The organism is Novosphingobium silvae (assembly GCF_009856825.1).
GTDB lineage: Bacteria > Pseudomonadota > Alphaproteobacteria > Sphingomonadales > Sphingomonadaceae > Novosphingobium > Novosphingobium silvae.
Genome location: NZ_WVTD01000004.1, coordinates 1 through 13,716, shown reverse-complemented (window position 1 = coordinate 13,716; position 13,716 = coordinate 1). Strand labels below are relative to the sequence as shown.

The window sequence follows — 13,716 nt, the reverse complement described above, 5'->3', positions numbered from 1 at the left end:
GAGGACTCCGTCAGCCATTGGGTTCAACGGATAGAAGTCGATAGACGACGTTGAAAGAAAGCCCGGATTGAGGGGCGTAGAACGGTATCGCGCTCTGGCGTGCATATCGGATAAGGCGCGGCCCTCGCCGCGCCCAGCCAGACCTCCAATCGGTTCATTTGGCTGATCGTCGATACCGGCCCTTCCGGCGTGAGCCGACGTAGCATATGAGACCAGCCACCTTGAGCGCGGCGATGTCCCGACGCGCGGTTTTCAGACTAACCGCCCACATTGCCACAATATCCCGTGCGTCACTTCGACCTGCCGCGACTCGGTCGAGAAACCAGTGCTGCCGCTCGTTGAGTTCGGCCCGATCAGGGACATTTATAGGGTCGCGTTCAGGGACACGTTCAGGGACATTTTTCCGCGCGCCCGTTGCCGATCGTCCCCCTGCGGCTTCCCCGGCAGCATAGGCTTCGCGCGCTCTGACCAGGGAAATGCGATCCACTGGCCCGGTCAGCGGGATGGCTGCCGGCCCATCAATCAGGCCGAGAACGAAGGCCCTGATGACTGGGGACGAGACCACCAGCCGCAGGAAATAGACGCTGTCTGGCCCGTGCTGGCCTGAGAGCCAGTGCTTGACGGTTCGCTCGCTTGCGTCCGTCTGGCGCATGAGCTGCTTAATCGCGCGGCGACTGTCGCCATGCTCTTTGCGTAGCAGCTCAGCGATGGTCCGCGCATAGACTTCGCGTCCGCCAAGAACACCTGTCCATAGGGGTAATTTCCTGCCCGTTTTCGGCAACATCTTCCGTTTTCTCCGCAGCTAAACTGTTCCCGTGCGGAGTGACGGCAGAGGCCCGTCATGCGCTGCGGCGGTAGGTCGCCCGGGCCGCCGCAGGCAAGTTCGTGAGGCGTAATGTGATGAGCCGGAGAGACTACGATAATGATCGGTCAGAGCAGCCCGAACGTCCTCTTCGGGCTGCCGAATACGTCCGCATGTCGACAGATCATCAGAAGTATTCGACGGAAAACCAAGCCGACGCGATCAAGCACTATGCCGAGGCGCGCGGAATCGAGATCGTCTGTACCTACGCCGACGAAGGAAAGAGCGGGCTCAGCGTCGATGGTCGTGATGCGTTCAAGCGGCTGATCGCGGACATCGTGGAAGGCCGCGCCGACTTTGAGATGATCCTCGTCTACGACGTGAGCCGCTGGGGGCGCTTCCAGGACACCGACGAAAGCGCCTACTACGAATATATCTGCAAGCGCGCCGGCGTTCGTGTCCAATACTGCGCCGAACAGTTCGAGAATGACGGAAGCCCGATCGCGGCCATCATCAAGGGCGTGAAGAGCGCCATGGCCGGGGAATATAGCCGTGAGCTTTCCGTCAAGGTTTTCGCCGGCCAGGGGCGCCTGATCGAGAAAGGGTATCGTCAGGGAGGCCCGGCGGGTTTTGGACTACGGCGAACGCTCATCGATGAGCACGGCGCTATCAAGGGGTGTCTTGAACGCGGCGAGCAGAAGAGTCTCCAGACTGACCGCGTGATTCTGACACTCGGCCCGGCCGAGGAAGTCGATCTGGTTCGCGAAATCTACCGGGCGTTCGTCCATCAAGGGTATAGCGAGAGCGAGATCGCGGCCGATCTCAACAGGCGGGGTATTTCCACCGACCTTGGGCGACCCTGGACCAGGGGAACCGTCCACCAGATTCTCATCAACGAGAAATATGTCGGCGACAACGTATGGAACCGCCGCTCTTTCAAGCTGAAGAAGAAGCGCGTCCGGAACGATCCCGGTATGTGGATCAGGGCGCAGGATGCGTTTGCGGCCGTCATCGAACGCGAACTGTTCGAGGCGGCCAGGACCATCATCGGTGTGCGCTCCTTCCGGCTGAGCGACGAAGAGATGCTGCAATCTCTGAGGGCGCTTTATCAGCAAAAAGGTTTGCTCTCCGGCATCGTCATCGACGAATCCGATGGGATGCCGTCCAGCAGCGCCTACAGCTCCCGCTTTGGCAGCCTGCTTCGCGCCTACGGTCTCGTGGGCTTCACGCCGGATCGCGATTACCGCTACGTTGAAATCAACCGCGAACTGCGAAAGCTCCATCCCGGTATTCTTCGTGAGGTGCTCGATGGATTGCGGGCAACGGGCAGCGATGCCTGGCAGGATCTCGAGGCCGACCGGATAGTCGTCAACGGTGAGTTCAGCGTCTCGTTGGTGATCGCGCGGTGCATCGAGACGCCGACCGGGCTCCTTCGGTGGAACCTGCACTTCGATACCTCGCTCGCGCCCGACATCACGATTGTCGCGCGGATGGATAGAGCCAATCGCGCGCCGTTCGACTTCTATCTGTTCCCCCGCATTGACATGCTCTCCGAAAAGCTGCGGCTAGGAGAGGAGAATGCGCTCGCGCTCGATGCCTACCGCTTCGACGACCTTGAGCTTCTCTATGACATCGCCGCGCCTGTTCCTCTTGGGGAGGCCGCCTGATGCCTGCTGTTCGACCGAACAAGATCGAAATGATCCCTATCTCCCGGATCACGGTTCTGAACCCTCGCGCACGCAACAAGCGCCAGCATCGGGAGATCGTGAACAACATCGAAGCCATCGGCTTGAAGAGGCCGATCACGGTGAGCCGCCGCGATGGCGCAGGCGGGCCGAGATATGATCTCGTCTGTGGTGAGGGCCGGTTGGAAGCCTTCCAGATGCTTGGTCAGACCGAGATTCCGGCCGTGGTGATCGAGGCCAGCGAAAGCGAGTGCCTCGTCATGAGCCTGGTCGAGAATATCGCCCGGCGCACGCCGCGGCCCATCGATCTCATGAAGGAGATCGGCGCGCTACGATCTCGCGGTTACAACGACGCTGCCATCGCGGAGAAGATCGGTGTCGGGGCATCCTGGGTGAACATGATCGCGTCGCTACTCGAGCGTGGCGAGGAACGGCTGGTGTCCGCCGTAGAGACCGGGCTCATTCCGATCACCTTGGCAATGGAGATTTCCAAAGCCGAAACGGAAGAGGCGCAGAACCTGCTCCTCGACGCTTACGAGACCGGCAAGCTTCGGGGCAAGAAACTCGCCGCGGTTCGACGTCTGCTGGAAATGCGGATGCGCAGCCAGCGCAAGGGTGGATTGCCTGTCGGGCGGTTGGGCCGAAAAGGCACCGGCGTCCGTCGGATGACGGCCGCCGATCTCATGCAGGTCTATCAGCGGGAGGCGGAAAAGCAGCGTCTGCTGGTCAAGAAGTCGGACTTCACGCAAACCCGGCTGCTGTTCGTCGTCGAGGCGCTGAAGGATCTGCTCGGCAATGACGGTTTCATCAATCTGTTGAGGGCGGAGGGGCTGGCGACCATGCCACGCGCGCTCAAGGTCCGTGTGTCGGGAGACGATCATGACTGAAGAACCGAAGGATCGGGATGACGGCCGTATCCATTTGGGCTTCGATCGCGATTTTCTGACGATCCCCGTAGCGGCGATCGTTCCGCTGAAGACGTTGCCGCCCGGCGCCAGGGAGAGCCGATCCTATTCGCAGGTGCTGAGTTCGATCAAAGCGATCGGCCTGATCGAAGCGCCCGTCGTCATGGCAGACGAAAAGAATGCCGGAACCTGGTTTCTCCTCGATGGTCATCTGCGGCTTGAGGCGCTCAAGGAACTCGAGATCTCTGAGGTCGAGTGCCTGCTTGCAGCTGACGACGACACCTACACCTACAACAAGCGCGTCAATCGCATCCCGCCGATCCAGGAGCATCGGATGATCGTGCGGGCAATGGACCGGGGCGTGTCATCGACCGACATTGCCACCGCATTGAACCTTCAGGTTGAGTCCGTGCTGCGGCGTTTCCGGCTCCTGGAAGGGATCAGCCCCGAGGCGGCCGAGATGCTGAAGGATACGCCCTGTTCGATGAAGGTGTTCGACATCCTGCGCCAGATGACATCGGTCAGGCAGATCGAAGCCGCAGATCTGATGATCGGCCAGAACAATTTCACGGTCATGTTTGCGCGTGCGCTGCGTGCGGCGACGTCCGAGAACCAACTCGCCGCCACCCGCAAAGGAAAAGGGGGAGGCAAGCCAACGCCCTCGGGCCAGCAGATCGCCCGCATGGAACGCGAGTTGGCGGCGCTCCAGACCCAGGTGAAGTCGGTCGAGGAAACCTACGGCATCGACAATCTGCATCTGACCGTCGCCCGCGGCTATGTCGCCAAGCTGCTGGCGAACAACCGGGTGGTTCGCTGGCTGGCGACCCATCAACAGGACTATCTCAGCGAGTTTCAGAAGATCGCCGAGATCGACAGGCTCGGTCCGATCGCGGAAACGCCGGGCGCCTGAGTCAGATATGGGGACCCGGACCCGATAAGCGCGGGGACCATGGGAGAAGCCGCACCGTGGGGCGGATCAAGCATGGTGGTGGGAATGGCGGCGAACCCGCATGAAGCCCACCAGGCTGGCCGACATATAGCCAGCCGCATGAGGCCTGCTTGGCTCTCATGAACAAGACGGGCGGGCGTGTCGGCGGGCAGGCCGACACGCCCGCCATTTGTGGCAAGCAGTCACGCCTGCGGCGATTCAGGCTGGGTGGATGATCTTCGTTTCGATCAAGGCATGCAGGTGGTCCCGCAAGCGAGACGGGATATGGCCGCCAACGACGAGGACGCCCGCTTCCATATTCTTTTCAAGCGCATGGCCGGTCAGATTCGCGCTCGTCACGAAGGCCGTTACGTCGTCGGCAACGGCGACCTTCGCGTGAACCCGGCCGTTCGTGAAGGGATCCGGGCGATCTGTCCAAGCATACAATTTTGCTGCTGGAACGGCGCTTCTCATCGTCGCGACCGGATTGATGAGCAGGCTACCGCCCTGGGTCACGGCAGCCTCAACGAGAATCCTTACCTCCACCCCTCGAAGGGTCGCTGCGTTGACCGCAGCTATGACCGAGGGGATGTCATAGGCAACGAAGCTCACGATGAAGAGTTCTTTCGTGGCCTGCTGGATGACGTCCAGAAGTACCTGTTCTGTACGGCGCGGCGCAACGAATGGTGTCGTCGGCCCGGTCCAGACCAATTCGACGGCGCAGTCTCGTTGCGTGCGTTCCCGCGCATAGGCCGCGCCCATCAGCATCCCGGCGACGAGTTCCCCTGATGACTTCGTTGTCCGCCAAGCGTCGGTAAGGGAGGCCATAGCTGCCCGTGCCGCCGGCGTGCCGACGACTTGCTGAAGGTCTTGCTCTCGCCCCGGTGGCAGACCGTCGCGTAGCCGCGACGCTATCGCTTCGATTTTCGACGGCGGCAGCAAAGTCACGAGTTCGGTCACGGCATCCAGGAGCGCTTCCATCAGCTCCCCCGGAAGAACGCAGCGTTTGAATTCTCGAGTGTCGGAACCACCAACGCACGGTCCAAATGCCGATTGCCCCGTTCGCATGAGGTTTCCGACACGAAGGAGCAAGCATGGCAAGCCGCTCCATGCAGCGATTGATCTTTACTGGGGTCGTGTTCGGAGCACAGGGGGTCGGAGGCGCAGACATGCGCTCGATCCAACGCCTGACGAAGCAGCCTTCCGAGATTTTCGGGCTTGCCCAATTCGACCAGTCCCCCGAGCGTTCCATCGGAATCGGCGGCTGCCGTGTAGATCAGGAAGCCAGCCTGGTCCTTCGCGCCATCCACCTCCGCGTATATGCGTTCCCGGATGCTGGCGGCATTGTATCCACATTCGAGGGCCAACTCCCTGACCAGCATGTGCGCCAGGGTATGGAGCATGACGTAGCGCGCTCCGGGATAACCCTCTCGCGGATCGAGATTCCGCTTTTGGCGCCATCCGTGATGGCCGACACGCAAACGTGCATCGACCTCTTTGACTGCATCCTCATCGGCCCAGGCTTTCAGAGCTTCGGTGTCGAAGCGGATGAAGATGCCTTCGCCGTGAACCTGCGTCGCCGGGACCCAATCGGAAGCCGAACGCCCCAACGGAGCGCGAGGTGCCGCATCGTCACCCGATCCCTCATCTGGGGACTCGACGCGGGTGAAACCGAGCAATGCGTTTACCTCGCGCAGCCGCTCCAGCAGCAGGACGCGCGTGATCGCGGCTTCGAAGCCTTTCGGAATCCCGACCTTTTTGCTCATGAAGTGCGGGTAGTCGGTCGGCGGATCGTCGGCCGTCAGGACTTGCCATTCCGGCTCCTTGAGGTCGCTCGGGCCGATGTCCGCGCCTCCGTTCCGGTGGGCTTCGACGGCGGCCCAAATTTGTTCGCTGGTGAACTGCTCGATGCCGGGGAGCTGAGCCGTTTTCTTCAGCGTCTTGACTACGAAGCCAACTTCATCAGCCGAGGAAACATCCTCGAAGAAGGTCCAACCATCGCCGACGAGCTGCACCAAGGGGCTGCCCGTTTGAGGTATGGCGAGGACCGACAACGTGACCGGGAACCAGCCGTTGGTCGCGCCGAGCAGGATCGCCCGCGGATCTTCGGAGCAGTCGTCATCAAAACGGTCGATATGGGGATGCCGTCCACGACATGCAGGCAGGTTGTCTCTGCCGGCCTGACCGAAGGCTTGGGCCATGTTCTTCGAGGCGCCGCAAGCATCGCATTTGACCCAGAGATTCTCGGTTTGCAGCGATGCGCCGCTCTCGAAGAATCTCAGCGTCCCACGGCAATCGGATGGGCCGCCATGGACGAACCAATGCCACGAGAAATCATCGAGGTGCCCAGCACGGCAGGCCATCAGGAAGCGAGCCGGCACGGCGTCGGCGTCTCGGGCTTTCTGATCGTTGTTCGATCCGCGACATCCCTCATGGACGAAGCGCGTCAATTCCGGTCGGTAGCGGTTTTCTTTCAGCTTGAACAAGCCGGCGTCGAATGGCGACAACAGCCCACATTTCACGCAACGCAGCCATCGGGGAAACGGCTTCACCGGAACGCCGATCAGCGCCGCGGGTGAGAACGGATCGACGACATCGCGGTCGCCGAGCGGTGGCATACGCAGCGATTCCACTTGGGGACCGAGAACGCTTCGGACGTTCGCCAGCAGCCGGGCCTCCTGGATGGGCTGGCATCTGTCCCTTTCCCAACGGTCGATCCCCATGGTGACTACCGAGAGATTGGGCAGGTCGATCAGAGCGCCGGGGCCGTAAGTCCACAGAAGCTGGCTCGGACGGATTTCACCAACGGGCGTCTTGCTCATGCGTCGCCCCCATCGGCCGGAGCGACGCGGGCTCGCCAGGTCGGATCACTCGTCGAGCGCGAGTCTTCCATCACCAGCCTCACGCCGGGCTCTACCTCTCGCATCGACATCGGGACGGTCCAATCCGTCCAGGGCTTCACGCCCGGAGTTTCCAGAAGAGGGTATGCCGTCGGGCCGGCCCCATATTTCTGATAGACGAGTGTGCGACCTCCGAGGCTCGCCTCCTTCGCCCAATCGTCGGCGCGATGCTTCAGTTCCTGTTCGGTCAGCGCCTTCTTTGCTGAGTCTTCCGTGACCTCCCAGGTTCGTTCCGACACGACGCGGATCGTCGCCGTCATCTCTGGTCGGCTCGGACTGTTCATCGCACCCGCACCCATATTCGGTGCGAAAGGATCGTAGCTGTTCCGCATGATCGACAGCATCGCGCCCGTGAGGCCGCGATCCAGCGCCCGCGGGGAGAACGGCGTCACGGATTGAGCCTCGACATGCTGATAGAAGGTCGCGTGGTAGTGCTCGAACGTCTCGTAGTGGGAAAGGTCGCGCGGCCGCGCCCAGGTGAGCACAGTGGCGACCAGGCCAGGCGGCGAGCGGCCGACGCGGCTGGTCGCCTGGATATACTCCGCCGTTCCTTTCGGCTGGCCATTGACGACCATCACACCGAGACGGTTCACGTCCACACCGACCGACAGCATGTTGGTGGCCAGAACGACGTCGATCGGACGCGGATCGCCGGGAGCCCGGTTCTCGGCCCATTCGCCCGTCTTGGGATCAAGCGCCCCATTGAACGGTATTTCGAGTTGATCGAGATAGCGCGGGATGTCCTGGCTGGAGACGCGGGAGGTAAGTTCCCGAACGTCATCGACGCGACGTTGTGACAGCCCCGGACGATCGACCAAGCTCATGTTCACACGGAAGGAACGCGTCTGCACGTCGTCCTCGGCGAGACGCTTCATCCCGCCCAACTCGCGCAGCGAATTGAAATAGCCGACGAGCGTCATGTAGGGATCGGCGACCGGGCCGAAGCGATCGAAGAGGGCTTGTGCGGCGGTGAGGAAGGCCGTGTAGGTTCGGATCAGAACGGCGGGCCGGGAACTGCCGGGCGCGCAGATGCCCATGTAGCGGCGTCCGGGCTTCTCGCCGATGGGGCGCTGAACCGAAAAGAAATTGTCCTCCACGTCGAGGCCGGTGGGTGGAAAGACCGAGATCCGCCGCATGAATACGTTGCGCACTTGATCTTCGGCACGCCGAACGGTAGCGGTCGAAGCCACGACTTTCGGCCGGACCTTCGTGTCGCCGAGAGGCCAGGAACTCAGCTCGTCGACTGCGCTTTCATAGAGACCGACCATCGTGCCGAGCGGCCCGCTGATGAGGTGAAACTCGTCCTGGATGATGAGATCGGGAGGCCGGACAGCGGCGCGCATAGGCTTCACTCTCGCGGCGGGATGAGCACCCCGCGCGCGATGCCCAGTGCCGCAGTCGTGCCCCGGCCATAGCAAGCCGTGACGCTCGCATTCTTCATCGACCCGGCCGAAAAGGGTTCGCACCTCCGGCCGCCAGGCCATCATGGCGAATTTGTCGACGGTGGCGATCATCATGGTCGGCGGACGATGATAGATTTCCTCGTCGACCACTTTTACGGGCAGGCCGCGATGCGGGCGGCCGCTGGAGCCGGCCCGAGAAAATTCGCAGGCGCCGAGTTTGTCGCTGCAATGGATGAGGGTTCGGCCGGCTATCCGGTCGACCTCGATGTCGCGGCCCGCAGCGATTTCGGAACCGCACCAGGGGCAGCTCGTCAATTGCGCCGGCGAAGCGATACCAGACTTGTTGCGGTCGCCGTTGCGCAGCGCTTCAATCGCCTGGTGGGCGTCATCGGTTCGCCCCGGCGTCACCTGATTACCGACCCATAGCCCTAGAGAGAACGGTTCCTTGCCCCACAGCTTCTCGTCGGCGAGGCGGATCACCTCCATCGCGCACAAGAGAGCTGTAGCGCGCTGGAACTGTTGCAGGGTCAGCAGGCGCAGCGTGTATCGCATGATGACGGCCAGGCCGCGAGACGCATCAAGGCCGCCAAGATCAACTTTCAAGCGGCGCATCGCCATGGCGAAGGCGGCCACGCCCAGATAGGCTTCGGTCTTGCCGCCGCCGGTCGGGAACCAGAGGAGATCGGCGAAGGCTTCCGCAGGCTTCGTCCGGTCGGGGTGCGCCGGATCGGCGAGGGACGGCACCGACAGCAGGAGGAAGGCCAACTGGAACGGACGCCAGGACCGATTCTTCGGGATGTCGAGTTGCACGAGGTCGGCCGTCTCACCGCGCCTGCGTTTGAGAGCATAGAGGCTCCGCACACGCTGGAGCGCCATCGACTTGTTGGCGAAGCGGAACGCCGATAGCGCCGCAGGGTCGGAAAAGAGCGTGTCCATACCCTCGCGCAGGCGGCGCAGGGTCTCTTCGCAGCGGGCGATCACGTCCTTCCCTGGTTCGTCGAAGCCCGTGATCTCGGCTGTCAGCCGCGTCCTCTGTTCTCCGATCCACACTGCATAGTCATCGACCAGACACGACAAGGCCTCACGCAGTTGATGCGGCTCCATCTCTGCGAGGCGGCCCATGTCGAGCCATCCCTCATCAACCATCCGGCGCATGGCCGGGCGGTCGTCCGGGTCGAGGCCCGGCGTTTCTGTGACGCCGACCTCATAGCTTGGGATGATTTCCGTGCGCAGGTGCGAAGCCTTCGCGGCGTCGCCCGGCGTCGTATCGGCATGGACGGAGACACCGTGGCCCACGGCAAACTCCAGCCGGTTACGATAGATCAGGGCGAGGCGATCGCGTTCCGGGTCATCGACGATGATTTCGTTGGAGGGCCGCCGCCTGAAGATCGATGGATCTGCGGCGCTTTCCGGCGCGACCACCGAGATTTCCGGCTGGAACAGCCACGCGCGGTCCTTGTTATCGTCGGGCTCCAGTTGGCCGTTCACGAGGAACAGGGTGACGAGGCGCTCCCCTTGGGCGTTCGTGCGGATCGTCCCTTGGAGCCGGACTTCGGGCTGGTCACGGTCCGGCGTCGCCGGCCGCATCGGCCCATCTTTCAACGGCAGGGGAACCACACCGCCGCAGGGGATCCGTCGCCACACCCTGACCTTCGTTTCCTCTTCCCGGCCGGTCGCCCGGTTTCGACGGGTCTTGACGACGTCGTGCTCGTCGCCCGGGACGCGCTCATAGCGGCCCCACCGGACCTCAGCGTCCAGCGCTTCCACGCCCGGCGCGACGCAGAAGGTGAGTCCCATGCTCGACGGCACGAGCGACTGATTGTTCGTGGTGTCGATTTCGTCGAGGGCGTCGTCCTCCGGCTCCACGCGACCGGAGACGCTGGCGAACTCGGCGCCGGGTTCGTGGATGGGCGCCGCCCGTTCGTCCTCGACGTCGCGGATTTCGTCGGCACCGGCCGCCGGCTCGACGGCGACGGTATCGGTGTCGTTCGGCCGTCGAGGCGCGAGCTTGCCGACCAGATAGCGGTCACGGACGCTCATGTCCTTGATGAGTTCGTGCGGCCCGCCGGCCGGGCCGAGAAGGTCGTCGCGGACGGCTATTTCGAGAAGATCGCGCACATAGGCGACGTTCTGGATCAGCGGAACATCGGCGATCGAAATCCCGTCGCTACCGAAAATGCTTATCAGGTCTTCCGGCCGGAGGCGTGCGATCGGGCCGGTAGGCAACGTCAACGCCAGGCCGGACACCGTTCCCGACGTGCGGAACCTATGCACATAGTCGAAATAGATCGTCGTGCTGTCTAGGTCGCCGCGGATGCGCAAAACCCGCCCGGCCCGTGTCAACGTGCCATCGGCTTCGGCCGCGACGATCCAATGCCCTTCATCGACCGCCGAATAAGCCGAACGCTCGCCGCTCAATCGAGCTATGCACGGGCCGAGCCAAATCGGTTCCTTGGCAAGCCAACTCTGCACGTCTGGATCAGTAGTCAAGGTCATGCGTCGCCCCCAAATAAATCTCTACAGCTCGACGCGCGAGAAGTGCGGATAGATGCGATAGAATTTCCTGAAGACCGTGACGGGATCTTCGCCCATGTCGGATTTTGGTAGTTTGAAGGCCATCTTCGCCGCAACTTCGTCAGTCGACTCCATCGTCAATCGCTCCAGCGTCGAAAGGGCGGGCATATCAAGGCGGTGGGGGGCATCCGGCGTGCAATTGAATTCCCACCCCTTCACGAGGTCTGCAACAGCGGCATCATCAGCAGCGCAAACTACGAGCGCCGCCGTCACCATTGCCTGACCGTCTTTATAGTGCGTGGCCAGTGCCCACACGATATGCCGATCGAGGAAGTTGAGCGCCTCTTTTTCGACCGCCAATTTGAGAACGCGGAGCACGCTAAAGCCGAAGTGCTTCTGCGTCATACCCTCAGCGGACAAACCGCTCGGGAAGAGCTGCCCAACCCGCTCCTTGAAACGAGCAAGTCGCCATTCCTGTACGGTTGGCTTTTCTTTGCGATCGCCCGAGGCCGCACCGTCGATCTCGACAGAGACTTCATTGGCATCCGGCTTCCCGAGGGACTCCGGGTTCGCGTTGAGCGTCACCCGAAGTACGCTCCCGATGGGAACACTGCCGATCGTCCGCGCGAAGCGTTCGATCTGCGTGGTGATACCCTTCGGCTCGGTATAATCGAACCATATGATCGCCGGCGTCTCGAAATCGATTCCGTCCAAGTAATCTTCAAGTGTCTCATGGACGCATTCGATCGACGCGACTGGACGATTGAAGAGCTGACGCTTGTGGACTTCCTCCTCGGTCTCCACGCAGGTCATCCGCGCGAGGCCGAGCCGAGCATGGACCAGCCTGAAATCTTCGAGAAATGGGCCGCCAAGGCCGACATAATGGTATTTCTCCAGCGCCAATGCGGGAGCCAACCGCATCAGCAGCGAGAGGAATAATTCCCGGTCGACGGCCTTGTTGGGCCTCAGCCGGTAGGGAAGCGAAGATCCGGCGCTCATATCTCAGCCGTCCTGCTTCTTGGCCCTGGCGAGCGTCAGCTCGAAGCATTTCTCGCCGACAATCCCCGGCTTCTCGTCGTCGGTGTCGTACAGCATCTTCGAGACTAGCCGGATTTCCTCGATCGGTCGCGAGAACACGATCTTCCGCGACGAGGGGGTCTTGCCCGGAGGTTCGGGCAGAACCTTTGCCTTTTGCGGATTGAACTCGATCTGGCTGTCGCTCTTTTTTATGTCACTTCGCAGAGCAACGGCCGCAATGGTCTTACCCAACGACAAGGGTTTTGCATCTTCCCAGTAGTCCGACTGGTCAGCGCGCGGATGGTTCTTCCACTGGTTGGTGTAGGAAATCCAGACCCGCATACCCTCCTTCATCTTCACCAGAGACTCGAGCCAGACGTTCGACGACGTGTCGAGCGCGCGTTTGGTCGTCGTCACCGGCAACTTGTCCGCGCGCTTGGAGCGGAACTCGATGATGCCGGTGATGATTGCGAACTGCGGGTGGTAGAGGGGAATGCCGTCACCCCAGCCGGTGAGGCGGCTCTTGTCGCCGACGATTACCGCGCGATCGTTGCAAAGGACCGTCCAGCCAGCGGTCGCTGACGAGCGATCACGCTCGAAGCCGGAATCGTCCTCATCGTCGTTGCCGAGAGTGCGCCCAGTGTTCAAGCCGACCGTGATCGAGACCAGCACGTCGTCGATGGTCTTCTGAAAAACGAACGGCGCTGGACCATCGGCGCGATCCGAAACGAGCACTTCGACGAGTACCGGCTCAACGGGCTTGCCGTTGAGTTCGACCTTCAGGCCCCACTGAAGGAACATCGTAAAATGTTCAGCGATGGCCGTACGGACTTCGTTCTCGAATGCCTCGTTGGCGAAGTGCCGGGAGACGCCTTCGTATAATTCGTCGACGCGGATCACCGTGCCGGGCTCTGCGAGTTTCTCGTTCGCTTCCGTCGGCTCGTTGATCGGTAGTGGGTCCCATCCCTTGGCTTCAAGCCAGGCAGAGGTGATGGGCACCTCGAAGGTGTCGTTGCCATAGCGGGTGCGCACCAGCGCTTCGCGTCCCATCTTGAAGATGGCGCGCTTCATGCCGACGCCATACATGCCGATCGTCTCGGTGTCGGAGTCACGGTCGTCGTCGGGCTCGCGGCCCATCTTGAAGGCGTAGTTCTTGGCGACCTCGCGTGGGATGCCGCCGCAATTGTCTTCGATCGAGAAGTGATCGGCGGCGAGTTCGATCTTCACGAAATGCTGCGCGTAGTCGACGTTGTCGCCGTCCGCGAGCCGGAGCGCACCATCGAGACAGTTGTCGAGGAGGTCGAGGATTGCGTCGGCGAGATTGATGTCGCGCGTCAGCATCGACACGAAGAACCGTTTGGTCGGGCTGGCCTGCGCTTGATCGTTGGTGGGTTTCGTCATCGGCTGGCCTCAATATGTTACTGGTTCAGAGGGACTGACGTGACCCCCGTTTCTCATCCAGCGATAACGAGAGTCCTTTGGTGATCTGAACTGGTGTTGGTGGGGTTGGCAATAGGCCGGTCTGAGCAGCCATCAACCAGCGCAGCAGACCGGCCGCTGTG

Annotated in this window: 9 protein-coding genes; 3 read left to right on the top strand and 6 right to left on the bottom strand. The window is 61.9% G+C overall.

Translation table 11 applies throughout. From position 1 onward, the window contains the following. Positions 1-154 precede the first annotated feature (154 nt). Complete coding sequence (locus GR702_RS06635) at positions 155-784, bottom strand: Fic family protein (protein ID WP_160985199.1); 630 nt, start codon at positions 782-784, stop codon at positions 155-157. Between the two features lie 116 nt (positions 785-900). On the opposite strand from GR702_RS06635, the gene GR702_RS06630 reads away from it, so the two are divergent. The 3 genes from GR702_RS06630 to GR702_RS06620 are packed head-to-tail and all read left to right on the top strand — an operon-like array spanning position 901 to position 4,302. Next, positions 901-2,469, top strand: coding sequence for a recombinase family protein (locus GR702_RS06630; RefSeq protein ID WP_272916654.1), 1,569 nt, complete (start codon positions 901-903; stop codon positions 2,467-2,469). Then, the gene (locus GR702_RS06625; RefSeq protein ID WP_160985198.1) at positions 2,469-3,374 is read left to right on the top strand and encodes a plasmid partitioning protein RepB C-terminal domain-containing protein; all 906 of its coding nucleotides are present in this window, start codon (positions 2,469-2,471) and stop codon (positions 3,372-3,374) included. The genes GR702_RS06630 and GR702_RS06625 overlap by 1 nt, the downstream gene beginning before the upstream one ends. After that, on the top strand, positions 3,367-4,302 hold the full coding sequence (locus GR702_RS06620) for a plasmid partitioning protein RepB C-terminal domain-containing protein (RefSeq protein ID WP_160985197.1): 936 nt from the start codon (positions 3,367-3,369) through the stop codon (positions 4,300-4,302). Before GR702_RS06625 ends, GR702_RS06620 begins: the two co-directional genes overlap by 8 nt. Positions 4,303-4,539: 237 nt before the next feature. Here GR702_RS06620 and drmC read toward each other — a convergent pair whose 3' ends face one another. From drmC to GR702_RS06595, 5 genes are read right to left on the bottom strand one after another with little or no spacing between them, the layout of a single operon-like run. Next, positions 4,540-5,301, bottom strand: a complete 762-nt coding sequence (gene drmC, locus GR702_RS06615) for a DISARM system phospholipase D-like protein DrmC (RefSeq protein ID WP_160985196.1) — start codon at positions 5,299-5,301, stop codon at positions 4,540-4,542. Further along, the gene (gene drmB, locus GR702_RS06610; RefSeq protein WP_160985195.1) at positions 5,301-7,142 is read right to left on the bottom strand and encodes a DUF1998 domain-containing protein; all 1,842 of its coding nucleotides are present in this window, start codon (positions 7,140-7,142) and stop codon (positions 5,301-5,303) included. Before drmB ends, drmC begins: the two co-directional genes overlap by 1 nt. Next, a complete protein-coding gene (gene drmA / locus GR702_RS06605; RefSeq protein WP_160985194.1) occupies positions 7,139-11,119 on the bottom strand; it encodes a DISARM system helicase DrmA in 3,981 nt (1,326 codons plus the stop codon). Before drmA ends, drmB begins: the two co-directional genes overlap by 4 nt. Positions 11,120-11,140: 21 nt before the next feature. Then, positions 11,141-12,136: an O-methyltransferase gene (locus tag GR702_RS06600; RefSeq protein WP_160985193.1), complete on the bottom strand. Its 996-nt coding sequence runs from the start codon at positions 12,134-12,136 to the stop codon at positions 11,141-11,143. A gap of 3 nt (positions 12,137-12,139) precedes the next feature. Continuing rightward, entirely contained in the window at positions 12,140-13,555 is a 1,416-nt protein-coding gene (locus tag GR702_RS06595) for an ATP-binding protein (protein ID WP_160985192.1), read from the bottom strand. Between the last annotated feature and the right edge of the window lie 161 nt (positions 13,556-13,716).

Coding starts and splice junctions, on each gene's coding strand:
- GR702_RS06635 (WP_160985199.1), bottom strand. CDS start 784: ATGTTGCCGAAAACGGGCAGGAAATTACCCCTATGGACAGGTGTTCTT.
- GR702_RS06595 (WP_160985192.1), bottom strand. CDS start 13,555: ATGACGAAACCCACCAACGATCAAGCGCAGGCCAGCCCGACCAAACGG.
- drmA (WP_160985194.1), bottom strand. CDS start 11,119: ATGACCTTGACTACTGATCCAGACGTGCAGAGTTGGCTTGCCAAGGAA.
- drmC (WP_160985196.1), bottom strand. CDS start 5,301: ATGGAAGCGCTCCTGGATGCCGTGACCGAACTCGTGACTTTGCTGCCG.
- GR702_RS06630 (WP_272916654.1), top strand. CDS start 901: ATGAGCCGGAGAGACTACGATAATGATCGGTCAGAGCAGCCCGAACGT.
- drmB (WP_160985195.1), bottom strand. CDS start 7,142: ATGAGCAAGACGCCCGTTGGTGAAATCCGTCCGAGCCAGCTTCTGTGG.
- GR702_RS06625 (WP_160985198.1), top strand. CDS start 2,469: ATGCCTGCTGTTCGACCGAACAAGATCGAAATGATCCCTATCTCCCGG.
- GR702_RS06620 (WP_160985197.1), top strand. CDS start 3,367: ATGACTGAAGAACCGAAGGATCGGGATGACGGCCGTATCCATTTGGGC.
- GR702_RS06600 (WP_160985193.1), bottom strand. CDS start 12,136: ATGAGCGCCGGATCTTCGCTTCCCTACCGGCTGAGGCCCAACAAGGCC.